Genomic DNA, 21,668 nt, shown 5'->3' with positions numbered 1-21,668 from the left:
AAAATAAATAGAGATATGCGTCAAGCATCAATGAGATTTTACTAATGGAGGAATTCCTATGATTTCTGCAGGCGAGTTTCGCAACGGCGTGACCTTTGAGCAGGACGGCCAGGTTCTTCAGGTCGTTGAGTTCCAGCACGTCAAGCCCGGCAAGGGCGCTGCCTTTGTCCGCACCAAGACCAAGAACGTCATCACCGGCTCTGTGGTCGAGACCAGCTACAACCCGACCGCAAAGTTCCCGCAGGCTTTCATCGAGCGCAAGGATGTCACCTACAGCTACGAGGATGGCGATCTGTACCACTTCATGGACAACGAGACCTATGACGATATCCCCGTCAACGCTTCCGATGTCCCTGAGAACTTCAAGTTCTGCAAGGAGAACGAGCTGTGCAAGCTGCTGAGCTACAAGGGCAAGGTCTTCAGCGTTGAGATCCCCAACTTCATCGAGCTGGAAGTGACCCAGACCGAGCCGGGTGTCAAGGGCAACACTGCCACCAACACCCTGAAGCCCGCTACCGTCGAGACCGGTGCTGAGATCCGCGTCCCCCTGTTCATCAACGAGGGCGACCACATCCGCATCGATACCCGCACCGGCGAGTATATGGAGCGCGTCTGATTTTATCGACAAGACCGGGCAGCGGGCGACCGTTTGCCCGGTTTTTTGTTCAGGAAAACGGCTTTGCCCGCTCAGGCCGCTTCGCGTCCGTTGCATGGACAGCCAAAACCTCCCGCTTCGGGGGAGGTGGCATCGCGCAGCGATGACGGAGAGGGTGAGCCCGTTGACCGGCTTAGAAATTTTATAGACTAGGAGGCATTCGTATGGAACTGAAGGAAAAGGCTGCATACCTGAAAGGCTTGGTGGAGGGCCTCGGCATCGACGAGACCACCAAGGAAGGCAAAGTCATCAAGGCCATGAGCGAGCTGCTGTGTGAGATGGCACAGGCCGTGGACGGCATTGACGAGGATGTGACCCAGGCTTACGATCAGATCAACGACCTGAGCGAGGAGCTGGAAGACCTCGAAGCCGATCTCTACGAAGACGACGATGCCGACGAGGAAGACGACGAGCCTGAAGCAGAGGACGACGCCGACGACAACGCCGATGTGGCCAGCGAGCCCTACTATGAAGTGGCCTGCCCGGCCTGCGGCGAGACCGTGTACGTCAGCGAGGACGACCTGGATGCAGGCGAGGCCATCTGCCCCAGCTGCAAGGTCGCCTTTGAGGTGGCTCTGGCCGACGACGAGGAGCCCGAAGAGGACGACGGCCCCATGCAGTACGAGGTGACCTGCCCGGCCTGCGGTGCCACCGCAGTATTTGAGGAAGCCGACCTGCTGGACGGCGAGCCTACCTGCCCCAACTGCGGCAAACCGCTGGACTTTGAAGTGACCGAAGAGTAAATCCGATGCAAAAAGGGCCTGCCTCCCATGGGAGACAGGCCCTTTTTTGACGGCCGCCGAACGATCAGCGGCTCTCGTTTGCTTTCTGGAGCCAGATGCTGCCGATGTCCAGCGCGTTGTACAGGCCGTTCTTGGTGGTCTGGCGGAATACGCGGGCTTCGGGGGCGAGGCTGTCGTTGGTGGAGAACACCTGGATGTGGACCTTATCGGCCACCTCCATCCCGCCCACGGGCTTGGTGCTCAAGATCTGCATACGCAGTACATAAGGGTCGGTCATACGGCCGTAATACAGCTCGTTGTCCTTGCGGACGAGGGGCTTGCCTTTATAAGTCAGTTTGGGTGTAAATGGCATCGTGAAAGCCTCCCTATCGTTTAGATTCACTTTAGTATATCACACATCCGGGGGTGGATGCAAGCCGGATGGGCACTTCACCCGCACTTTTTTGGCGCGGGAAGTTTTTCCTTGACAAAGGGCGTTCGGGTGTGTTATCATTCGGTCAGAAGAGGTTTTTGCTGCTGACGGAACGTTGTGGAGCACCACAGTGCAGCAGAGACCGGGTTTGATGTCAATGCCGACCGTCTGGGCAGCCTTGCGCAATTGCTGTGCAAAGCTGCCCTTTTTGTTTTGAAGGAGGATGTTCCATGAAGTCTGATATCGAGATCGCACAGGAAGCCCGCATGAAGCCCATTGCCGAGATCGCCGCCTCGCTCGGCCTTGCCGACGAGGATGTGATCCCCTACGGCCGCTACAAGGCCAAGATCAACCACCGCCTCATCCACAAGGCTGGCAAGCAGGGCAAGCTGGTCCTGGTCACGGCCATCAGCCCCACCCCGGCGGGCGAGGGCAAGACCACCACCAGCGTGGGCCTGGCCGACGCCATGAACGCGCTGGGCAAAAAGACCATGCTCTGCCTGCGTGAGCCTTCGCTCGGCCCCGTGTTCGGCATCAAGGGCGGCGCAGCCGGCGGCGGCTATGCACAGGTGGTCCCGATGGAGGACATCAACCTCCACTTCACCGGCGACCTCCACGCCATCGGCGCGGCCAACAACCTGCTGGCCGCCATGATCGACAACAGCATCCAGCAGGGCAACCCGCTGAACATCGACCCCCGCCGTATCACCTGGAAGCGCTGCATGGACATGAACGACCGCCAGCTCCGCTTCATCGTGGACGGCCTGGGCGGCAAGGTCAACGGCACCCCGCGTGAGGACGGCTTTGATATCACCGTCGCCAGCGAGGTCATGGCCATCTTCTGCCTGGCCACCAGCATCTCCGACCTGAAGGAGCGGCTGGCCAAGATCGTCTGCGCCTACACCTACGACGGCAAGCCCGTCACGGCGGGCGAGATCGGCGCCGCCGGTGCCATGACCGCCCTGCTGAAGGATGCGCTGGACCCGAACCTCGTTCAGACGCTGGAAAACAACCCCGCCATCATCCACGGCGGCCCCTTTGCCAACATCGCCCACGGCTGCAACAGCGTCATGGCCACCAAGCTCAGCCTCTCGCTGGCCGATTATGTCATCACCGAGGCCGGTTTCGGTGCCGACCTGGGCGCAGAAAAGTTCCTGGACATCAAGTGCCGCTATGCGGGCATCGCACCCAGCGCCTGTGTGCTGGTGGCGACCGTCCGCGCTCTCAAGAGCCACGGCGGCGTTGCCAAGGCTGACCTGAACCAGCCAAACCTCGAAGCCGTCAAGGCCGGTGCAGCCAACCTTGTCCGCCACATCGACAACCTGAAGAATGGCTTCGGCCTGCCGGTGGTGGTCGCCATCAATGCGTTCCCGACCGACACCCCCGAAGAGCAGGCGTATGTGGAGCAGGTCTGCGCTGAGCAGGGTGTGCCCTGTGTGCTGAGTGAGGTCTTCGCCAAGGGCGGCGAGGGCGGCAAGGCACTGGCCGAGAAGGTGCTGGAGATCCTGGAAGACCGCTCCATCCAGTATGTCTACCCGCTGGATATGCCCCTCAAGGACAAGGTGAAGGCCATCGCCAAGAAGATCTATCGTGCCGACGACGTGAACTTCAGCGCCGCCGCCAGCAAGACACTGGCCGAGCTGACCGAGCTGGGCTATGGCAACCTGCCCGTCTGCATCGCCAAGACCCAGTACAGCTTCAGCGATAACGCCAAGCTCCTGGCTGCGCCCACCGGCTTCACGATGGAGGTGCGCGAGGTCCGCCTTGCTGCCGGTGCCGGATTCGTGGTGGTCATCTGCGGCAGCATCATGACCATGCCCGGCCTGCCCAAGAAGCCCGCCGCCGTCAACATCGACGTCGATGCCGATGGCAAGATCACGGGGCTGTTCTGATCGAATAAAAATCACAACAAACGGGGAACGGTTCGGATGCCGTTCCCCGTTTGTTGTGATATGCTGTATACAAAACCGTCACTGCATGTTATACTGAAACCATCAAACAGGATTGGTGTGAAGCAGGACGTGGATTTCATCTGCAAAATTAGTCGACAGCTATACAGTGTTGTAGACGAAGAGATTTTAACGGAAGATGTTGTCATTACAGAACAGCAGATCCTCCATATTGAAGAAGGTCATCCGGGCGATTATGACCGGCTGTTCCAGTATCTTCCGCAGGTCTTGCAGGAACCGGATTATATTCTGAGGGGAAATCGTCCGCACACGGCATTGGTGCTCAAGGAAATCCTGACACCGGAACTGACAGCGGAGATCATTTTGCGATTGAAGGTTTCCGGAGACCCGGAGGAATATAAGAATTCCATTATTACGATGTGGAACATCAGTCCGAAACGCTTTCGACGACTTTTGCGTCAGAGCGAAATACTTTACAAAAAAGAGTAAATGTGGTATCCTATACATAGGATAAGAGTGGTATTTGAGGTGGTCAATTTCGTGGCAGCCACACGCCGACGGTAACGACAAGGGCAGCTGCCCTGAGAGATGCAGGAGAACGCCACGCCTGCCAAATACCAATCGATGGGGAACGGTTCCGATGCCGTTCCCCGTTCCTGTTTTCAGACAAAATGAAAGCTGCTGTGTCATTGCTCTGAACAATGGCACAGCAGCTTTTTTCGTGGATCATGCCGCAGCGGAGGTCACGCCGGGGTTGATGGTGTGGGTGCGGAGGTAATCGACCCAGGCGGTGTAGCCTTCGGGCTTGACGTGGTAACCGTCGTTCTGGGCATATTCGGCCTTCAGGTCGCCGTTCTCGTCGGCCAGGGCCTCCCACAGGTTGAGGAAGACGCAGCCTTTTTCGAGCGCGATGGCGGAAAGCTCATCATTGATCTCGCACAGGCGCTCTTTGTAGAGGCCAGGGTGAGAGGCCCGGACTTCCGGCCGCACCGGCGTGATGGACTGGACGTAGATCTGCGTGTTGGGCAGAGCCTGTGCGATCATGTCCAGCATGAGGCGGTAGTAGGTGAGGAAGCTGGAATAATCGCCGTCCCGGTTGAGCACGTTGGTGCCGAGCAGGATGTAGAGCACCTTCGGCTGCTGGGCCGTCAGCACCTCCATCGGGATCTCCTGGACGCCGTCCCGGCGGGTGCAGGTGGTGCTGTTGACCACGGCGTTGGGGCCGATGCCTTTATAGGCGCAGAAGGAGGCTTCCGGCAGGCCGGTGCTGTAGATCTGCATCCCCTGCGTCAGGCTGTCGCCCAGAAAACAGGCGTCGTTGAAATAGCTGCGGTCCACGGCCGGGCTTTCGGCCAGCGCGGCCAGACGGAAATCCATAGCGGTGGTGCCGTCGGCGCTGAGCTGTACCGCCAGCCGCCGGGCGGGCGTGTAGTTGACGGTGTTCCACTCGCTGCCCTGCAGCTCCTGCTGGAAGATGGTCGGCCCCTGCACGGCGGCGGGGGATTGCTCCCGGTGGAGCCGTTTCCACAGTGTACCCACGACGCCCACCAGCACCAGCAGGAAGAGCAGCCCTGCAACGGAGAAGGTCCGGAACCAGCGCTTGCGGAGGATACGGCGGCGGTATTCCTGATAATCGGCCATAAAACACCCTGCTTTCTGTAGCTCATTTTCTTCATTATACAGCATGGCAGGCCCCGGCGCAAGCCATGCCGCAAATCCTTTGCGTTAGGACAGGGTTTGTGCTATAATTATTCTGGTTTATTATGAGAAAACGTCGGTTCAGGGCGAAACGCTCTGCCGACGGCAAGCAAAGAAAGCAGGAATCGAATCTTATGCTGCAAAATCCTGAATTGCATTATCTGGACAACGCCGCCACCACCATCGTGGCCCCGGACGTGGCGGATGTCATCGACAGGGCCATGCGGGAGCACTGGGCGAATCCGTCGTCCCTGTACGCCCCCGGTGCCCGGAGCGAAGAAGCCCTGAACGCGGCCCGCGCCGTGGTGGCCCGGAGCCTGGGCTGCAAATCGCGGGAGCTGTACTTCACCTCCTGCGGCAGCGAGGGCAACAACATGGCCCTGCTGGGCGCGGCGCTGACCCGGAAGTTCGGCAAGGGCATCGTGGTGTCCGGTTTTGAACACCCCAGTGTGCAAAAGCCGCTGGAACGTCTGGCCGCGATGGGCTATGACGTCACGGTCGTGGCCCCCCGCCCGGACGGTACGCTGGACATTGACGAGATGCTGTCGCATGTGGACAGGAACACCATCCTCGTGGCCTGCATGATGGTCAACAACGAGATCGGCACCCGGAACGAGGTCGAGCGCCTGGCCGCCGAGGTCAAGCGGAAGAACAGCCGCACCCTCGTCCATGTGGACGCGGTGCAGGCGTGGATGCGGGTCCCCATCAAGCTGGCCAACATCGATACGCTGGCGGTGAGCGGCCACAAGATCCACGCGCCCAAGGGCGTGGGGGCGCTGTACCTCAGCGACAGTCTGGCACAGGCGTTCCAGCCGCCCTACCTTGGCGGCGAGCAGGAGCGTGAGAAGCGCCCCGGCACCGAGAACCTGCCCTACGCGGTGGGGCTGGCCGCTGCGGTCAGCCGCCTTTCGAAGAACATGAAGAGCCGGGACGCCGCCGTCCGTGCCCTGAACCAGCAGCTGCGCGAGGGGCTGAAAGCCTTCCCCGAAGTGGAGATCAACAGCCCGGACAGCGCCGTGCCGGAGGTGCTGAACTTCAGCGAGAACTGCATCAAGAGCGAGACGATGCTGGCGTTTCTGGCGGAGGAGCAGATCTATGTCTCGTCGGCCAGTGCCTGCGGGCGGGGCCAGCCCAGCCACACGCTGGCGGCCATGGGCCGCAGCCCGCTGGCCATCGACACGGCCATCCGGGTGTCCTTCTGTGCAGACAACACCCCCGAAGATGTGGATGCCTTCCTCAACCGCTTTGAGGACGGCATGAAGCATTTGCAGAGAATAAGGAGATAATATATGAGAGAGATCATTATGGGCTATCAGGGCGAGATGTCCCTGAAGGGCCTCAACCGCAACCAGTTCGAGTCGGCCATGATGAAGATCCTGCGGTACCGGCTCAAGACCGTGGGCAGATTCAAGGTCTACTGCACCCAGTCTACCTTTTATATGGAGCCGGAGGAAGAGGCCATCGACATGGACCTCGCCTTCGACCGGGTGCGCACCGTCTTTGGTCTGGCCGCACTGAGCCGCGCGGTGGTCTGCGAGAAGGACTTTGACACCATCTGCCAGACCGCTGAGGACTACCTCGGCGACAGCCTGCACGGCATCAGGACCTTCAAGGTGGAGGCCCGCCGCTCGGATAAGACCTACCCCATGACCAGCCCCGAACTGATGCGGGAACTGGGCGCGTATCTGCTGGGCAAACACAACTACCTCAAGGTGGATGTCCGCAACCCGCAGTTCAAGGTCATCGTGGAGATCCGCGATTACGGTGCCTATATCCACGGCCCGAAGATCCCCGGCGAGGGCGGTCTGCCCGTGGGGACTTCCGGCCGCGCTCTGAATATGCTCTCCGGCGGCATCGACAGCCCGGTGGCTGCGTACCGGATGGCAAAGCGCGGTCTGGCGCTGGACCACATCCATTTCGCATCCCCTCCGTATACTTCGGAGCGAGCAAAACTCAAAGTTAAGGCTCTGGCCCAGAAGATCACGCCCTACACCGGCAGCACCAACCTCTTCGTGGTTCCCTACACCCGGCCGCAGGAGTACATCCGGGACAACGCCCCCGATGTGCTGTTCACGGTGCTGATGCGCCGCAGCATGATGCGCATCGCCAACAGCATCGCCCAAAAGCAGGGCAGCGAGGCCCTCATCACCGGCGAGAGCCTGGCGCAGGTGGCCAGCCAGACCGTCAAGGCGCTGCAGTGCACCGATGCGGCCCAGGACCTGCCCATCCTCCGCCCCCTCATCGGCATGGACAAGACCGAGATCATCGAGACCTCCCGCCACATCGGCACGTTTGAGACCAGCATCCTGCCCTATGAGGACTGCTGCACCATCTTCACTCCGCCGCACCCGAAGATCCGCCCGGAGCTGGACGAGATCCTGACCGCCGAAGCCGCCATGCCGGGTCTGGCTGCACTGGAAGCCGAAGCGGCAGAGAACACCGAGCGCATCCGCATCCGGATCACCGACGAGATCGAGTTTGAGGGGTGATGCCGCATGACCGCAGAGATCATCAGTGTGGGCACCGAGCTGCTGCTCGGCAACATCCTGAATACCAACGCCCAGTATCTGAGCCGGGAACTGGCAGACCTGGGCATCACTGTGCAGCGGGAGAGCACCATTGGCGACAACCAGGGCCGTCTGGCGGACTTCGTCAACGAGGCCAAGGCCCGGTGTGACCTGCTGGTCTTCACCGGAGGCTTAGGCCCCACGGCAGACGACCTGACCAAGGAGACCGTGGCGGCCTGCTACGGCGATACGCTGGCCTTTGACGAAGAAGAGTGGGCGAAGATCACCAGCTACTTTGCCCGCACCGGCCGCGAGACGACCCCCAACAACCGCAAGCAGGCCATGGTGCCCGTGCACGGGCGGAAGATCGTCAACCACCACGGCACCGCCCCCGGCGCCTGGTTCGAGCAGAACGGTCGTTGCGCCGTTCTGATGCCGGGCGTCCCCGGCGAGATGAAGGCGATGTGGACGGAGAGCATCCGCCCGCTGCTGCTGGAACGCCAGAACTGCACCCTGCACTCCATCACCCTGCGGGTGCTGGGCGGCGAGAGCAATCTGGAATATCAGGTGCGGGACCTGCTGGACCATGCCAACCCCACCGCTGCCATCTACTGCAAGACCGGCGAATGCGAGATCCGCATCACGGCCCGTGCCGCCTCCGACGAGGACGGCGAAAAAATGTGCCGCGCATACGCCAGGAAGTTCTACGATCTGCTGGGCGATGCGGTGTATGATGAGGATGTGGCCGGGCTGGAAGAAACGGTGGTGCGCACCCTGAAGGAAAAGGAACTCACCGTTTCCACCGCCGAGAGCTGCACCGGCGGCATGATCGCAGAGCGCATCACCGCAGTGTCAGGCTCCAGCGAGGTGTTCGGCTACGGCTTTGTGACCTATTGGGAGCAGGCGAAGGCGAAGCTCGTCGGCGTGGACCCGGACGTCATCGCACGATACAATGTGGTGTCGGCCCCGGTGGCCGCGCAGATGGCGCTGGGCGCGGCGAAGGCGTCCGGCTCGGACATCGCCGTCAGCGTGACCGGCGTAGCAGGCCCCACCGGCGGCGATGCCGTCCGCCCGGTGGGCACCGTCTATCTGGGTGCGGCCCGCGGCGGGACCGTGTATGTGAAGAAGCTCTTCGTCTCCCGCCCGGACCGCGCACTGGTCCGCGCCCGCGCTGCGCAGGCTGCACTGGAACTGGTGCTGCGTCTGGCGCAGGGCAGGACCCCCGCAGGCACAAAGCCCCTGACCGCAGCCCAGCAGCACGACACGGCCGTGCTCGATGCGCTGGACGCGGCATTCTTGAGCGAATAACACGCAGGGGTGAGCAGCATTGACAGAAGAGAAGAAGGCCGAATGTGTGCTGCGGCTGTTCGGAGTGCCGGACGCCGCCGTGAAAGAGGCAGCGGGCGGGTTTTCGCCCCAGTGGAAGGCGGAGGCCCGCTGGAAGAGCCGGGGCGCGGAGACTCTGGTGGCGCTTTCGGCCCAGAACCCGGCGGGCCTGAAAAAGGCCGCGCAGGCGCTGCGGGAGAAGTTTTCCGCCGACCTGTACGGGGCCGGGGAGACCACGCTGGCCGAGGCCGCCGTGCAGGAACTGGAACGGCACGACCGGCTCCTCATCTGTTCGGATGCTGCCGCCGGGACCCTTCTGGAGGCCCGGCTGGAGACCATCGCCGGGGCGGAACGGGTCTTTGACTTTGGGGCGCTGAGCTATGCCCACCCCAAGACCGGCGCAAAGATCGAGCAGCAGGCGGCAGCGCATCTGCCCGCCGACACCACTGACCCGGTGCGCCGTGCGCTGGCAAAAGCACAGGCGGCCCGCCGGGTGGTGGGCTGTGACCTTGCCGCCGGGTGCGCCGAGCGGGAAGGGGACTGCGTGCTGGTGCTCAGCTGCAAAAAAGGCTGCTGGCTGCGCACGGTCCCGCTGGCGGACAGGCCTGCCCTCTGGCTGCTGGACATGATCCGCCGCGCAGCCTGTGACCTGCCGCAGGCCGCAGGCACCGGCTTTCTGCCCGCCCGCAAGGCCGCCCGAACGGCCCAGCCGGAGGCGGCCCCGCCTGCCCGCAGGCCCCGCCGTGCCCGGCGGGTGCTGGTGGTTCTGCTGGTGCTGGCCGTGCTGGCCGCGCTCTGCACCGTCGGGGCATGGGTGTACACGGGCGGCAACTTCTACGCGCTGCCCCAGCGCCTGCGCTCCCTCTGGGCCGACGGCCTGCCGCATTCGGGGGCGTTGCTATTGTAATAAAAGGCTGCTGGATACTCCTTCAGTCACGGCTTCGCCGTGCCAGCTCCCTCCAAGAGGGAGCCTTGACGTGCCGGAACGCTGTGAAAGCCTCCCTCGTTGAGGGAGGTGGCATCGCGCCAGCGATGACGAAGGGAGTTTTCAGCGGCCTTTTTGTTGATTTTACAGAAAATTCATTGGAAAATGGCCCAAAACGGAGCCTGTGGGTTTGACGGGTTTTCTGCTTTGGTGTATCATATAACTGTATGATGAACTCCCCCTGCCGGGCGGTCTCCGCCCAGATTTCAATAGATGAGGTGTAAGAATGTCCCTTGCTGAAAAGATCTTCGGTACCTTCTCGGACCGGGAGCTGAAAAAGATCAACCCGATCACCAAAAAGGTGCTGGCCCTGGAACCCAAATACCAGGCACTGTCCGATGCCGACCTGCAGGCCCAGACCCCCGCGCTGAAGGCGCGTCTGGCCGGCGGTGAGACGCTGGACGATATCCTGCCCGATGCCTTTGCTGTCTGCCGCGAGGCCGCCTGGCGTGTGCTGGGCATGAAGCACTTCCCGGTGCAGGTCACCGGCGGCATCGCCCTGCATCGCGGTGCCATTGCTGAGATGCAGACCGGTGAAGGCAAGACCCTTGTGGCCACCCTGCCCGCCTACCTGAACGCCCTGACCGGCGAAGGCGTCCACATCGTCACCGTCAACGACTATCTGGCCAAGCGCGACAGCGAGTGGATGGGCAAGCTCTACCGCTGGCTGGGCCTGTCCGTCGGCCTCATCGTGCAGGGCATCGACGGCGACAGCCGCCGCCGTGCCTACAATGCCGATATTACCTACGGCACCAACAACGAGTTCGGCTTCGACTACCTGCGCGACAACATGGTGACCTATAAGGACAACATGGTCCAGCGCGGCCACACCTACGCCATCGTCGATGAGGTGGACTCCATCCTCATCGACGAAGCCCGCACCCCGCTCATCATCTCCGGCCGCGGTGAGGATTCGTCCAGCCTGTACACGCAGGTGGACCGTTTCGTCCGCACCCTGCGCAAGAGCGTGGTGGTCGAGCTGGAAGACAAGGTGGAGACCGACGAGCAGACCGACGGCGATTACGTCGTGGACGAAAAGCACAAGACCTGCACCCTGACCGCCAGAGGCATCAAAAAGGCCGAGGAATACTTCAAGATCGAGAACCTGGCCGCTGCCGAGAACATGACGCTGGCCCACCATATCGACCAGGCCATTAAGGCCTACGGTGTCATGAAAAAGGACATCGACTATGTGGTCAAGAACGGCGAGGTCATCATCGTCGATGAGTTCACGGGCCGCCTGATGATCGGCCGCCGCTACAACGAGGGCTTGCATCAGGCCATCGAGGCCAAGGAGGGCGTGAAGATCGCCGCCGAGAGCAAGACGCTGGCGACCATCACCTTCCAGAACTATTTCCGCATGTACAAGAAGCTGGCCGGTATGACCGGTACGGCCAAGACCGAGGCCACCGAGTTCACCGAGATCTACGGCCTGAACATCGTTACCGTGCCCACCAACCGCCCCAACATCCGCAAGGATTATCCCGATGCGGTCTACAAGACCGTCAACGGCAAATACCGCGCCGTCATCGAGCAGGTGATGGAGTGCCACAAAAACGGCCAGCCCGTTCTGGTGGGCACCGTCAGTGTGGAAAAGAGCGAGACGCTGGCGAAGATGCTGCAAAAACACACCCGCGATTTCAACGTGTTGAACGCGAAGAACCACGAGCGCGAGGCCGAGATCGTGGCGCAGGCCGGTAAGAAGGGTGCCATCACCATCGCTACCAACATGGCAGGCCGCGGCACCGATATCATGCTGGGCGGCAACGCAGAGTTCATGGCCAAGGCCCAGATGCGCAAAGAGCACTTCTGCGAGAATCTGCTCAACCCCGAAAAGCCCGAAGATGCCGATCCGAACGCCGTGGAACTGCTGCTGACCGAGGCCGACGGCCACGGCGACACCACCGATGAGAACATCCTCGCGGCCCGCAGACGGTTCGAGGAGCTGTACGCCCAGTACAAGCCCGCCATCGAAGCCGAAGCGGACGAGGTGCGCAAGGCGGGCGGTCTGTTCATCATCGGCACCGAGCGCCACGAGAGCCGCCGCATCGACAACCAGCTGCGCGGCCGTGCCGGCCGTCAGGGCGACCCCGGTGCATCCCGCTTCTACCTGAGCCTGGAAGATGACCTGATGCGTCTGTTCGGCGGCGACCGCGTTTCCAGTCTGATGGATACCCTCAAGCTGGACGAGGACACCCCCATCGAGAACCGCATGATCACCAGCACCCTCGAAAGCGCCCAGAAGAAGCTGGAAGGCCGGAACTTTGAGATCCGCAAGAACGTGCTGAAGTACGACGATGTCATGAACCAGCAGCGCGAGATCATCTACGGCCAGCGCCGCAAGGTGCTCGACGGTGAGGACATCAGCACCGAGATGCACAACATGCTGCGGGAGAACATTGACTCCAGCTGCAAGCAGTTCCTGGCCGGTGACGTCAAGGACGAGTGGGACTTTGGTGCGCTCCGCCGCCACTATCAGGGCTGGTTGACGACCGACGCCGACTTCCACTATACCGTCGCGGATTACGACAGCCTCTCGGTCCAGGGCATCGCCGATCTGCTGTACGACCGCGGGATGGACATCCTGAACGACAAGGAACAGCGCTACGGCCCGCAGCTGATGCGGGAGCTGGAACGCATCTGCCTGCTCAAGTGTGTAGACCGCCAGTGGATGGACCATATTGACAACATGGACCAGCTGCGTCAGGGCATCGCGCTGCGCGGCTACGGCCAGAAAGACCCCGTCGTCGAGTACCGCATCGAGGGCTTTGATATGTTCGACCAGATGGTCGATTCCATCCGCGAGTCCAGTATCAAGATGCTGCTGACCATCGAGGTGCGCGGTGCGGGCACTGCGGCCCCCAAGCGGGAGCAGGTGGCCAAGCCCACCGGCGAAGGCTTTGTGCCCGGCAACGGCGCACCCGGTGCCAAGGGTGCCCCCAAGGGCCAGCCCATCCGCGTCATCAAGATCGGCCGCAACGACCCCTGCCCCTGCGGCAGCGGCCTCAAATGGAAGAAGTGCACCTGCGCCCAGTACCACCCCAATGGTTCCGACGGCGGGGAGCAGTGATCTGTAGAAGAGGAATGCAACTGCTTTTAGTTGCATTTCTTTCCGATCGTGGTATACTATAAGCAGGGAGTGAGTGTACAATGGGTCAGAAGGAAAAGCTGATCGAACGCCTGAAATCGAAACCGAAGACATTCACATTTGATGATGCGGAAAGCCTGCTGCGGTATTTCGCCTATGAGCGCTCCAACAAAGGCCGGACCAGCGGGTCCCGGATCCTGTTCGTATCTGAGGAACATCCGCCCATCATGATGCACCGACCCCACCCCAGAAAAGAGCTGCTGGAATATCAGGTGAAGCAGCTCATCCAGATTTTGGAACAGGAGGGACTTCTATGAATAACACGATGGAATACAAAGGCTATGTGGGAAGCGTGGAATTCTCGGAAGAAGACGGCCTCTTTTACGGAAAAGTCATGGGCATCCGTGCGCTGCTCTCCTATGAGGGGACCACGGCGGCGGAGCTGGTCTGCGATTTCCACAATGCCGTCGATGATTACCTGACTCTGTGCGAAGAGACCCACAAGGAACCGGAGCGGGCGTATAAGGGCAGCTTCAATGTCCGCATCTCGCCGGAGCTGCACAAGCAGGCCGTGATCTTTGCTGCGGCACACAACATGAGCCTGAACAGCTTTGTGGAAAATTCCATTCAACAGGCTGTGCACACAAGATAAAAAAGGGAGCTGATTTGAAATGATGGACCCGAAGGAACTGATGGCAGAAGCCGCCGTGCTGGAACCCCAGCTGCAAAACTGGCGGCGCACCCTGCACCGGCACCCGGAGGTGGGCTTCGACCTGCCCCAGACCAGAGCGCTGGTCAAGCAGGCACTCACCGAGATGGGTTACACCCCGCAGGACTGCGGCAAGGCAGGCATCCTTGTGCTGGCGGGCGGCAAAAAGCCGGGCAAGACCATTCTGCTGCGCGGCGACATGGACGCTCTGCCCATTCAGGAGGAGTCCGGCGTGGACTTTGCCTCTGAGGTGCCCGGCCGGATGCACGGCTGCGGCCACGACATGCACACGGCCATGATGTTGGGTGCAGCCAAGCTGCTCAAAGCCCACGAAGAGGAGCTGGAAGGCACCGTCAAGCTGGAGTTCCAGCCTGCGGAGGAGATCTTTCAGGGCTCCTCGGATATGATCGCCAATGGCCTGCTGGAAGACCCGAAGGTGGATGCGGCGGTCATGTTCCATGTGTTGGCCGGTATGCCCCTGCCCTCCGGCATGGTGCTGGTGCCGGGCGGCGGCATCACGATGGCCAGCTGCGAGCAGTATCACATCACTGTCCACGGCAAGGGTGGCCACGGCTCCATGCCCGAAGCCTGCATCGACCCCATCACGGCGGCGGCACACATCCACATCGCGCTGCAGGAGATCAACAGCCGGGAGATGGACCCGCACAGCTTCGGCGTCTTCACGACCGGCCGCTTCCAGGCAGGTGCTGCCTCCAACGTCATCCCCGACACGGCGGAGATGTGGGGTACCATCCGCACCATCGACCCCGAAAACAAGGTCGGCGAGCTGATCCACAAGCGGATGACCGAGATCGCACAGGGCGTGGCGGCGGCCTACCGCTGCACCGCCGAGGTCGGCTTCAGCGACTACTGCCCCTGCATGGTGGTGGACCACGCCCTCGCCGGGAATGCAATGACCTATATGACCGAGCTTGTGGGTCAGGGCGCAATGGATATGTCCAAGCTCACGGGCGGCAAGCCGGGCGGCGGCAGCGAGGACTTCGCCTTCGTCAGCCACGAGGTGCCCACCGTCAGCATGTTCCTGTCCGCGGGCAACGCCAAGGAGGGCTACGCTTACGGCCAGCATCACCCGAAGGTCAAGTTCGACGACAGCATCCTCTATGAGGGCAGCGCGGCCTACAGCTGGTTTGCCCTGCGCTGGCTGAGCGAGCACAAATAACTCATTATCACACAAAAAACAAAAACCAGAGTTGCAAGGCAGACCTGCCAAACAACTCTGGTTTTCTTATTGGAGCATGTTGCGCTAAATTCTTTTTGTGAGCGAGTGCGGCAAACTGGAATTTTCAAATTAGTCTTTGCAAATAACCTTTGAACCTTCACCATCAATTACAATTCCCTGACGGTTGTTAATTGGGCATAGATTCAAATCCGAAAACTCAGTCATTATTTTCTCGGTAACTTTCTTAAATGGTGCTGTAAGATAATGCGGAAGAACATAGAAATCAATCAAATCAAGCCCTGCATCATCTTCTTGTGAGTAGTCCTCCGGCTTTTCATCCATTTGCTCGATATATTGGATGCTTGGAGCGCATATAATCGCACCTGCCGATTCACCAATCATCAGTTTTCCCTTTGCCAATTCTTTCTTCAACAGCTCATCCGTTCCCGTTTTACGGAGCTGGTCTATAAGGAAAAAAGAATTTCCGCCGGTAAAATATATCACATCCGCATCTTCAAAAACAGACTGTATCGTTGAATAAGCCTCCGTTGAAATATCAATTTCAGTTACGATTGCTCCCAACTTTTTGAATAATTTTCGAGCCGAGCCGACATAACCGGTGTAGCCTTCACGCAGCGAAGCTGTTGGAATAAATGCGACTTTTTTATTTTCAATTTCTTCCTTTATCAGACTTCCTACACTTGAAAAGTGCGAACATAAAAACAGTTTCATCAATATTCTCCTTTTATATATAAATTCCGATTTGTTGAACTGAGTATAGCATACTTTCAATCAAAAAACACCCCCGACATGCAAAGAACCCCATGCCAACACCATCCGGTGGAGACATGGGGTTCTTTTTGGTAAAGGCCGAGCAACAAATTTGTGCCTTTTTATATATTGGATTCTTCGGAATCGTCCGTAAATTCCATGATATCAGAAACATTGCAATGAAGAATTTTGCAGAAAACATCAATTGTATGGGTACTGACACTTTCGTTTCGCTTCAAGCGTGTGATTTGTGCAGGACTGATTCCATAGTGGTTGATAAGGGCATATTGCGAGATGCCCCGCTCTTTCATCACATTCCAGAGGTTGTTATAGGTAATCATAACACTCAAGTCTCACTTTCTACTTGAATGTTACCGGAAAATGATGTATTATGATAATAACCGATATCGGTTATTCTTGGAAATTGAATCAGCACAAAGATTTGAAAAAGGAGAATGTTTTATGAGAAAACGGATTCCATGTGCGATTTTATCTGTGGCTCTTGTGTGCGCCTTGCTGGTGGGATGTTCTGGCGAAGCATCATCCAATTCGCAGGCGGCGAGCAATGCGGCGTCCAGTTCCAACAGCTCGTCAGCAGAAAGTGTACCTTCCAGTTCAAGCAGTGCAGAATCGGAAAGCGAAGCAACCTCTGATTCTGCATCTTCCAGTGAAGCACCCGATGTGGTGAAAGACCAGATGCCGATTGTAACATGTACCGGCGTTCGTTCTGTTTCGATGACAAAGGATAACATGCAACAGGAGGTTTATACCTGCTTCCAAATCAAAAATCCGAACGAGAAACAAACAGTACGCTCACTGTGTCTGGAATTGACATTCTACGATGCGAATGGAAACACCGTAAAAACAGAAACGATGGTGCTTCTTCCTACGATTGCGGCAAAGGATACCGTTTGGGTGTCACACAGTACGAATGTCTGGGGTGATAGTTCGAAAGAAAAAAATGAACGAGTCACGCGGGTCAGCTATAAACTGAACAGCGTTGTCTCCAATGCTGTATTTGTGGACCAGGAGGAAATACAGACCCCCTCTTCGTCGGAACTGGTGGTATCCAATCTGAGCCGCCCGAATGGTGCCAATAAAATAACTGGAATTGTTACAAATAAAGGAAAACGTAAAGTGACGGTGATTTTGTCTTCTGTCTATAAGTGTGGAAGTACGATGGAAGCAGGAAATAGCGCGGCAGTGAATTATCTTGCACCTGGTGAATCGATGGCCTTTGAAATTGATGCGTCCAATGAACCGGAAAAGTATGATTCTTATGGGGTCTATCCACAAGTAAATGCACTTTGGTAATGGATGCCCTGCGAAACAAGCCTGATATGTAAAAATATGTAAAACGTCCCATGCCTGCACCACTCAGTGCGGACATGGGACGTTTTTTGGTAAAGGCCGAGCAACAAAACGAAGCCTTTTTGGAAGCAATGTCGGGCCTGCTGCTCGATCAGCAGGCGGATGCTTATTTTCGCTTATTCGGAGACGAAGACCTTGCGCAGGGCGGCGTTGGTCTCGATGATCTTGACCAGCAGGACGCCCAGCACGGTGCAGCTGATGAGCTCGCCGATGCCGACGGAGATGCCGTTGGTGATGCAGGCCAGCCACAGCGGGGCCGAAGAAGACGGGTCGGGGAAGAGGACGGCGATCTCAATGCCGATGATGACGGCGTTGAAGAGCACCGGCGGCAGCGAAGCGGCCAGAGCCAGACCCTTGAAGCGGAGATCCCGCAGCTTGTAGGTCACAAGGCAGGCCAGCAGGGTGGCCAGTGTGCCGAAGATGACGTCCACGATGGTGGAACCCAGCAGGTTGGCCAGGAAGCAGCCCAGCACGACGCCGGCGATGTACTCCGGGCCGAACACGGGCAGCAGGCAGAGCGCCTCGGCCACACGCACCTGCACTGCGCCGTAGGAGAACGGCTGCAATGCCATGCAGAGCACCACGTAAATGGCTGCGACCACAGCGCAGCGGGCCAGCTTGCGGACAGACGAATTCTGATTCATAATACAATACTCCGGCGGATGGAATTTTGACCATCCGGGGACCGCCAGCCCCGGTGGTTTGGCCCGGCATGGTTTCGAGGTCATGCCGGGGAGCCTAAAATCCTAAGTTGCTCTTTAAGGATGCCGTGCGCAGGGACGCACAACGAAATGCAGTATAGCATAAATTGGGACGAATTGCAACGGAAAATGCGGAAAATCAGCGGCAAGCCTGTACCTTTCTGCCGGAAGTGCAAAAAAGAAGCTGCCGGGATGCGGCAGCTTCGGGGGAAAATCAGCCTCTGGGGTGGCCAACGTAGACCAGCGCGATGGTGTCGGGGCCGGTGTTGGCGGAGACGACGCCGCCCAGCGGGAAGACGATGAGCGGGTCTTTGCCGAAGGCTTTGCGGCAGGCCCGGACGAGGTCGTCCTTCTGGGGGATGTTGGTGTGACCGATCATATAATCGAAGTCCTCCACACCCTCGCTGCGCTTTTTGGCCAGCTCGACCATGGCGGGCACGACCTTGTCGTCGCCGCGCACCTTGGCCTCCACCTTGGTCTTGCCGTCGATGAGGGTGATGATGGGGCGGATGCCCATCAGCTCACCCATGACGGCGGCAGCGGCGGAGATGCGGCCGCTCTTCTTCATCTGCTTGAGGCTGAAGGGACCGAGGACGATCTCAATCTTGTCCATCTGCGCCTCAAACTCGTGGATGACGTGGCTGATCTCCGCGCCGTTCTTCAGCTTGCGGGCCATCTCGCACACATACCAGCCGAAGGGCATGGAATAGGTGTGAGGGTCCAGCAGGTGGATCTTCAGGTGGTGCTCCGGGCGCTCTTCGCGCAGCATCCCCTGCGCCATGACGGCGTTGTTGTAGGTGGAGGAGCCGGAGCGGTTGATGGGCACATGGATGACATCCGTATAGCCTTCGTCCACGTACTGGCAGTATTTTTCGCAGAACTGCAGCGGGGTGATGGCGGCGGTGGAAGGGATGCCCTTTGCCGCGCGCATTTTCTCGTAAAACTCTGCGTTGGTGCAGCTCTCCCGCTCCACATAGTCCACATCATCCAGCAGGATGTGGAAGCCCATAATGTCAATGCCGTATTTCTCGGCCAGCTCCTGCGGGATGTCGCAGGAGGAATCGGTCAGGATCGCGATCTTGCTCATAATGTCCCTCATTTCCATTCATAATCTCGTAAGTGGCCGTGGTCCAGCAGCTCCGGGAAATCCCACTGGCGCAGGACCTCGTAAACGCCCACGGCGACGCTGTTGGACAGGTTCAGGCTGCGGCAGGTGTCCCGCATGGGCATCCGGATGCAGTGGTCCTGATTGGCGGCCAGCAGGGCCTCCGGCAGCCCGGCATCCTCCCGCCCGAAGACGAGGTAGGCCCCGTCCGGGTAGGCGACGTCGGTGTAGCGCTGGGGCGCTTTGGTGGTGAAGTAGTAGAACGGGCCGCTGTTTTTGGCGAAGAAATCTTCCAGCCCGTCGTAATAGGTGATGTCCAGATAGTGCCAGTAATCCAGCCCGGCGTGCTTGAGCTTTTTGTCGTCAATGGCAAAGCCCATGGGGCCAACCAGATGCAGGCGGCAGGCGGTGCAGGCGCAGGTGCGGGCTACGTTGCCCGTGTTCTGCGGGATGCGCGGCTCCACCAGCACGATGTTCAGGGTCGGTTTTTCGTTCATCGTCCGGCCTCCTCAGAACTCGCGCTGCGGGCAGAGCCGGGGCAGCAGCGGCTCGAACCAGACGCCGAAGCGGGTGTCCTGGTCGGCAGGGGTCTTCTGGATGGCCAGCGAGACGAACTCGGCGGCGTTGTCGGCGGCAGCGCTCAGGGCGTTGCCCTGGATGAGCGAGCCGATGAGAACGGCTCCGTACAGGTCGCCCGTGCCAGGGAAACTGCGGTCGATGTGCAGCTTCCGGATGACGAAGCGGTCCCGGCCGGAACCGGCACAGCCGATGTATTTGCCCATGGGCAGCCCGGTGACGACGGCATTGGGGGCCAGTGCAGCCAGCTTATCGGCCAGCGCCTGGGCTGCGGCGTCGTCCAGCGGCCCGGCTGCGGCATCCTTTTGCAGCAGCAGCGCAGCCTCGGTGGCGTTGGGCAGGATGAGGTCTGCCCGGCGGGCCAGCTCCCGCATTCGGTCGATGAAGGCCGGGGTCACGGTGGAATAGGCATGGCCGTTGTCGCCCATCACAGGGTCCACGATCTTGCGGGCCGCAGGCCAGAGGTCAAAGGCCTTTTCGGCCAGCGCGATCTGCTCCTCGCCGCCGAGGTAGCCGGTGTAGATGCACGCAAAGTCCAGCCCCAGGTCGTGGTAATGCTCCAGCGCAGCCATGCCGTAGGCGGCACCGTCCATCCGGGCCGGGGTGCCGAAGCCCCCAGTGTGGGTGGAGAGCACCACGGTGGGCAGCGCCACCGGCTGTACGCCCATGACCGACAGCACCGGCAGGATCACCGCCAGGCTGCAGCGCCCCACGCCGGACAGGTCGTGGATGCAGAGAACTTTTTTTGGTTCAGTTGGTTTCAACAAAAATGTGGCCTCCTTCGCGCCATCGAGCGGGCCTGTATCAAACCCGGTGTATCAGCGTATGATACAGTATACCACATTTTGCGGGACAAAAAAAGCGTATAGTGTGTTCTTTTGGCGGAAATACTACCCTCAGCGGCCAAAAATGCAGGGAACGAAAGGAGAAATTTTTATGAGAAATGAACACCGACAGAGCGCAGGCAGTGGCCTGCTGCTGGGCATGGCGGCAGGTGCGGCGCTGGGAGCCGCCAGCGTCGTGGCCATGAACCAGAACCCGCGTCAGGTCAAGCGGACCGCCCGCAAGCTGGCCAAAGGCGCAGAACATGCCGTGACCCAGCTGGATGAGATGGTCAGCGGCTTTGTGGAACGGAAGATGGACCTGTAACAACAAAAAAGGTGCTGCCGCACGGTTCGATGTGCGGCAGCACCTTTTGGGTCGGGCAGACGGTCACTTTTTGTTCCAGATGCACATCCGGGCGGTGGTGTTGATCTCGCCGAGGAGGGCCATATCCATCTGGATGTTGCAGGTCACGGTGATGGACTTGTTCACATCGCTGCCGGTCAGCACCGAGGCGGGCAGGTTCTTGATGGTGAGGGAGGCGGTGCTCTTTTCAAAGTCGCCGGTCAGAGTGCCGTCGTAGGTCACATCGCCGATGGTCAGGCCGGAGAGAGAACCGGTGACGCCCATCTTGGAGACCTGCTTGAGCGGCAGGGTCAGGGTATAGGTGCCGTTGGCCTGCCGGGTGAGGGTGGCGGTGCGGTCGGCGTCGATGCCGCTGTTCGCCATGGATTCCTTATCGGATCGTTCCTTCCAAAATTTGACGCCCACCGTCTGGCTGGACGCAGCACCGGCACCCATGGCCAGCACACACAGCAGCACCAGCGAGAGCAGCGCTGCGCCGGAACGTTTCAGGAATGTCGTCATACTACAAATCGCCTTTCTTTCGCCGCAGAGGCGGCCCATGGACCGGCACGAAAAATTTTTCCACCGGTTTGTCACCGCTAAAATATCATAGACGAAGCAAAATGTCAACCCGAAACAAAACAACCGCCTATCGGTCACGATAAGCGGCTGCTCTGCACGACTTCTCCGTCTCGCATGCGCTCGACAGCCCGCCTGATCGGAGAGCCTTTGGCATCGCGCAGCGATGACGGAGAGGTTCATGC

At 59.5% G+C, this 21,668-nt stretch carries 23 protein-coding genes and 2 riboswitches; of the genes, 14 read left to right on the top strand and 9 right to left on the bottom strand.

Features of this window, described 5'->3' with window-relative positions; all coding sequences use genetic code 11:
• Positions 1-58: 58 nt before the first annotated feature.
• Positions 59-616 (top strand): elongation factor P, encoded by a 558-nt coding sequence (gene efp, locus J3350_RS02395; protein ID WP_022257704.1) that lies wholly within the window; start codon positions 59-61, stop codon positions 614-616.
• A 203-nt stretch (positions 617-819) separates the two neighbouring features.
• Positions 820-1,398 (top strand): CD1247 N-terminal domain-containing protein, encoded by a 579-nt coding sequence (locus J3350_RS02390; protein ID WP_207685553.1) that lies wholly within the window; start codon positions 820-822, stop codon positions 1,396-1,398.
• Positions 1,399-1,462: 64 nt separating this feature from the next.
• On the opposite strand, the gene J3350_RS02385 is transcribed toward J3350_RS02390, so the two are convergent.
• Positions 1,463-1,750: a hypothetical protein gene (locus J3350_RS02385; protein ID WP_097792716.1), complete on the bottom strand. Its 288-nt coding sequence runs from the start codon at positions 1,748-1,750 to the stop codon at positions 1,463-1,465.
• 150 nt (positions 1,751-1,900) lie between these two features.
• Positions 1,901-1,991, top strand: a riboswitch (ZMP/ZTP riboswitch).
• Between the two features lie 49 nt (positions 1,992-2,040).
• Here J3350_RS02385 and J3350_RS02380 point away from each other — a divergent pair.
• Both J3350_RS02380 and J3350_RS02375 read left to right on the top strand, forming a co-directional pair.
• On the top strand, positions 2,041-3,702 hold the full coding sequence (locus J3350_RS02380) for a formate--tetrahydrofolate ligase (protein WP_207685552.1): 1,662 nt from the start codon (positions 2,041-2,043) through the stop codon (positions 3,700-3,702).
• 117 nt (positions 3,703-3,819) lie between these two features.
• A complete protein-coding gene (locus J3350_RS02375) occupies positions 3,820-4,209 on the top strand; it encodes a PBECR2 nuclease fold domain-containing protein (RefSeq protein WP_207685551.1) in 390 nt (129 codons plus the stop codon).
• 237 nt (positions 4,210-4,446) lie between these two features.
• Here J3350_RS02375 and J3350_RS02370 read toward each other — a convergent pair whose 3' ends face one another.
• Positions 4,447-5,361 (bottom strand): GDSL-type esterase/lipase family protein, encoded by a 915-nt coding sequence (locus J3350_RS02370; RefSeq protein ID WP_207685550.1) that lies wholly within the window; start codon positions 5,359-5,361, stop codon positions 4,447-4,449.
• 191 nt (positions 5,362-5,552) lie between these two features.
• On the opposite strand from J3350_RS02370, the gene J3350_RS02365 reads away from it, so the two are divergent.
• From J3350_RS02365 to J3350_RS02330, 8 genes are all read left to right on the top strand, one after another.
• Positions 5,553-6,704: a cysteine desulfurase family protein gene (locus J3350_RS02365; protein WP_207685549.1), complete on the top strand. Its 1,152-nt coding sequence runs from the start codon at positions 5,553-5,555 to the stop codon at positions 6,702-6,704.
• Between the two features lie 3 nt (positions 6,705-6,707).
• Entirely contained in the window at positions 6,708-7,907 is a 1,200-nt protein-coding gene (thiI, locus tag J3350_RS02360; RefSeq protein WP_207685548.1) for a tRNA uracil 4-sulfurtransferase ThiI, read from the top strand.
• Between the two features lie 6 nt (positions 7,908-7,913).
• Positions 7,914-9,233 carry a competence/damage-inducible protein A gene (locus J3350_RS02355; protein WP_207685547.1) on the top strand — a complete coding sequence of 440 codons (1,320 nt, stop codon included), beginning with the start codon at positions 7,914-7,916 and terminating at the stop codon, positions 9,231-9,233.
• Positions 9,234-9,252: 19 nt separating this feature from the next.
• Positions 9,253-10,158 carry a hypothetical protein gene (locus tag J3350_RS02350; RefSeq protein ID WP_207685546.1) on the top strand — a complete coding sequence of 302 codons (906 nt, stop codon included), beginning with the start codon at positions 9,253-9,255 and terminating at the stop codon, positions 10,156-10,158.
• A 304-nt stretch (positions 10,159-10,462) separates the two neighbouring features.
• A complete protein-coding gene (secA, locus tag J3350_RS02345; protein WP_207685545.1) occupies positions 10,463-13,306 on the top strand; it encodes a preprotein translocase subunit SecA in 2,844 nt (947 codons plus the stop codon).
• 80 nt (positions 13,307-13,386) lie between these two features.
• Positions 13,387-13,641 carry a type II toxin-antitoxin system HicA family toxin gene (locus tag J3350_RS02340; RefSeq protein ID WP_207685544.1) on the top strand — a complete coding sequence of 85 codons (255 nt, stop codon included), beginning with the start codon at positions 13,387-13,389 and terminating at the stop codon, positions 13,639-13,641.
• Complete coding sequence (locus J3350_RS02335) at positions 13,638-13,976, top strand: type II toxin-antitoxin system HicB family antitoxin (RefSeq protein WP_097792707.1); 339 nt, start codon at positions 13,638-13,640, stop codon at positions 13,974-13,976. The genes J3350_RS02340 and J3350_RS02335 overlap by 4 nt, the downstream gene beginning before the upstream one ends.
• A 22-nt stretch (positions 13,977-13,998) precedes the next feature.
• Positions 13,999-15,213, top strand: a complete 1,215-nt coding sequence (locus J3350_RS02330) for a M20 family metallopeptidase (RefSeq protein ID WP_370569254.1) — start codon at positions 13,999-14,001, stop codon at positions 15,211-15,213.
• A 129-nt stretch (positions 15,214-15,342) separates the two neighbouring features.
• On the opposite strand, the gene J3350_RS02325 is transcribed toward J3350_RS02330, so the two are convergent.
• Both J3350_RS02325 and J3350_RS02320 read right to left on the bottom strand, forming a co-directional pair.
• Positions 15,343-15,945 (bottom strand): Type 1 glutamine amidotransferase-like domain-containing protein, encoded by a 603-nt coding sequence (locus J3350_RS02325; RefSeq protein WP_015563755.1) that lies wholly within the window; start codon positions 15,943-15,945, stop codon positions 15,343-15,345.
• A 161-nt stretch (positions 15,946-16,106) separates the two neighbouring features.
• On the bottom strand, positions 16,107-16,325 hold the full coding sequence (locus J3350_RS02320) for a helix-turn-helix transcriptional regulator (RefSeq protein WP_097792705.1): 219 nt from the start codon (positions 16,323-16,325) through the stop codon (positions 16,107-16,109).
• A 121-nt stretch (positions 16,326-16,446) separates the two neighbouring features.
• Between J3350_RS02320 and J3350_RS02315 the strand changes: the two genes are divergently transcribed.
• The gene (locus J3350_RS02315; protein WP_207685542.1) at positions 16,447-17,298 is read left to right on the top strand and encodes a hypothetical protein; all 852 of its coding nucleotides are present in this window, start codon (positions 16,447-16,449) and stop codon (positions 17,296-17,298) included.
• 173 nt (positions 17,299-17,471) lie between these two features.
• Here J3350_RS02315 and J3350_RS02310 read toward each other — a convergent pair whose 3' ends face one another.
• The 4 genes from J3350_RS02310 to J3350_RS02295 form a co-directional block, all read right to left on the bottom strand.
• Positions 17,472-17,999 carry a QueT transporter family protein gene (locus J3350_RS02310; RefSeq protein ID WP_097792702.1) on the bottom strand — a complete coding sequence of 176 codons (528 nt, stop codon included), beginning with the start codon at positions 17,997-17,999 and terminating at the stop codon, positions 17,472-17,474.
• A 9-nt stretch (positions 18,000-18,008) separates the two neighbouring features.
• A riboswitch (PreQ1-III riboswitch) is annotated at positions 18,009-18,112 on the bottom strand.
• 158 nt (positions 18,113-18,270) lie between these two features.
• Positions 18,271-19,161 carry a DegV family protein gene (locus J3350_RS02305; protein WP_207685541.1) on the bottom strand — a complete coding sequence of 297 codons (891 nt, stop codon included), beginning with the start codon at positions 19,159-19,161 and terminating at the stop codon, positions 18,271-18,273.
• Complete coding sequence (locus J3350_RS02300; protein WP_097792700.1) at positions 19,152-19,658, bottom strand: tRNA (cytidine(34)-2'-O)-methyltransferase; 507 nt, start codon at positions 19,656-19,658, stop codon at positions 19,152-19,154. The genes J3350_RS02305 and J3350_RS02300 overlap by 10 nt, the downstream gene beginning before the upstream one ends.
• Before the next feature lie 12 nt (positions 19,659-19,670).
• Complete coding sequence (locus J3350_RS02295) at positions 19,671-20,504, bottom strand: bifunctional hydroxymethylpyrimidine kinase/phosphomethylpyrimidine kinase (protein ID WP_242700088.1); 834 nt, start codon at positions 20,502-20,504, stop codon at positions 19,671-19,673.
• Between the two features lie 169 nt (positions 20,505-20,673).
• On the opposite strand from J3350_RS02295, the gene J3350_RS02290 reads away from it, so the two are divergent.
• A complete protein-coding gene (locus J3350_RS02290) occupies positions 20,674-20,886 on the top strand; it encodes a hypothetical protein (protein WP_097792699.1) in 213 nt (70 codons plus the stop codon).
• A gap of 63 nt (positions 20,887-20,949) precedes the next feature.
• Here J3350_RS02290 and J3350_RS02285 read toward each other — a convergent pair whose 3' ends face one another.
• A complete protein-coding gene (locus J3350_RS02285; RefSeq protein WP_207685540.1) occupies positions 20,950-21,426 on the bottom strand; it encodes a pilin in 477 nt (158 codons plus the stop codon).
• Positions 21,427-21,668 lie beyond the last annotated feature (242 nt).

Origin of the sequence: Faecalibacterium sp. Marseille-Q3530 (assembly GCF_017377625.1) — a bacterium.
Lineage (GTDB): Bacteria > Bacillota > Clostridia > Oscillospirales > Ruminococcaceae > Faecalibacterium > Faecalibacterium prausnitzii_E.
The sequence above is the reverse complement of the archived record's forward strand: the minus strand, read 5'-3'. Positions and strand labels throughout refer to the sequence as shown.

Coding starts and splice junctions, on each gene's coding strand:
- efp (WP_022257704.1), top strand. CDS start 59: ATGATTTCTGCAGGCGAGTTTCGCAACGGCGTGACCTTTGAGCAGGAC.
- J3350_RS02390 (WP_207685553.1), top strand. CDS start 820: ATGGAACTGAAGGAAAAGGCTGCATACCTGAAAGGCTTGGTGGAGGGC.
- J3350_RS02385 (WP_097792716.1), bottom strand. CDS start 1,750: ATGCCATTTACACCCAAACTGACTTATAAAGGCAAGCCCCTCGTCCGC.
- J3350_RS02380 (WP_207685552.1), top strand. CDS start 2,041: ATGAAGTCTGATATCGAGATCGCACAGGAAGCCCGCATGAAGCCCATT.
- J3350_RS02370 (WP_207685550.1), bottom strand. CDS start 5,361: ATGGCCGATTATCAGGAATACCGCCGCCGTATCCTCCGCAAGCGCTGG.
- J3350_RS02365 (WP_207685549.1), top strand. CDS start 5,553: ATGCTGCAAAATCCTGAATTGCATTATCTGGACAACGCCGCCACCACC.
- thiI (WP_207685548.1), top strand. CDS start 6,708: ATGAGAGAGATCATTATGGGCTATCAGGGCGAGATGTCCCTGAAGGGC.
- J3350_RS02355 (WP_207685547.1), top strand. CDS start 7,914: ATGACCGCAGAGATCATCAGTGTGGGCACCGAGCTGCTGCTCGGCAAC.
- secA (WP_207685545.1), top strand. CDS start 10,463: ATGTCCCTTGCTGAAAAGATCTTCGGTACCTTCTCGGACCGGGAGCTG.
- J3350_RS02340 (WP_207685544.1), top strand. CDS start 13,387: ATGGGTCAGAAGGAAAAGCTGATCGAACGCCTGAAATCGAAACCGAAG.
- J3350_RS02335 (WP_097792707.1), top strand. CDS start 13,638: ATGAATAACACGATGGAATACAAAGGCTATGTGGGAAGCGTGGAATTC.
- J3350_RS02330 (WP_370569254.1), top strand. CDS start 13,999: ATGGACCCGAAGGAACTGATGGCAGAAGCCGCCGTGCTGGAACCCCAG.
- J3350_RS02325 (WP_015563755.1), bottom strand. CDS start 15,945: ATGAAACTGTTTTTATGTTCGCACTTTTCAAGTGTAGGAAGTCTGATA.
- J3350_RS02320 (WP_097792705.1), bottom strand. CDS start 16,325: ATGATTACCTATAACAACCTCTGGAATGTGATGAAAGAGCGGGGCATC.
- J3350_RS02315 (WP_207685542.1), top strand. CDS start 16,447: ATGAGAAAACGGATTCCATGTGCGATTTTATCTGTGGCTCTTGTGTGC.
- J3350_RS02310 (WP_097792702.1), bottom strand. CDS start 17,999: ATGAATCAGAATTCGTCTGTCCGCAAGCTGGCCCGCTGCGCTGTGGTC.
- J3350_RS02305 (WP_207685541.1), bottom strand. CDS start 19,161: ATGGAAATGAGGGACATTATGAGCAAGATCGCGATCCTGACCGATTCC.
- J3350_RS02300 (WP_097792700.1), bottom strand. CDS start 19,658: ATGAACGAAAAACCGACCCTGAACATCGTGCTGGTGGAGCCGCGCATC.
- J3350_RS02290 (WP_097792699.1), top strand. CDS start 20,674: ATGAGAAATGAACACCGACAGAGCGCAGGCAGTGGCCTGCTGCTGGGC.
- J3350_RS02285 (WP_207685540.1), bottom strand. CDS start 21,426: ATGACGACATTCCTGAAACGTTCCGGCGCAGCGCTGCTCTCGCTGGTG.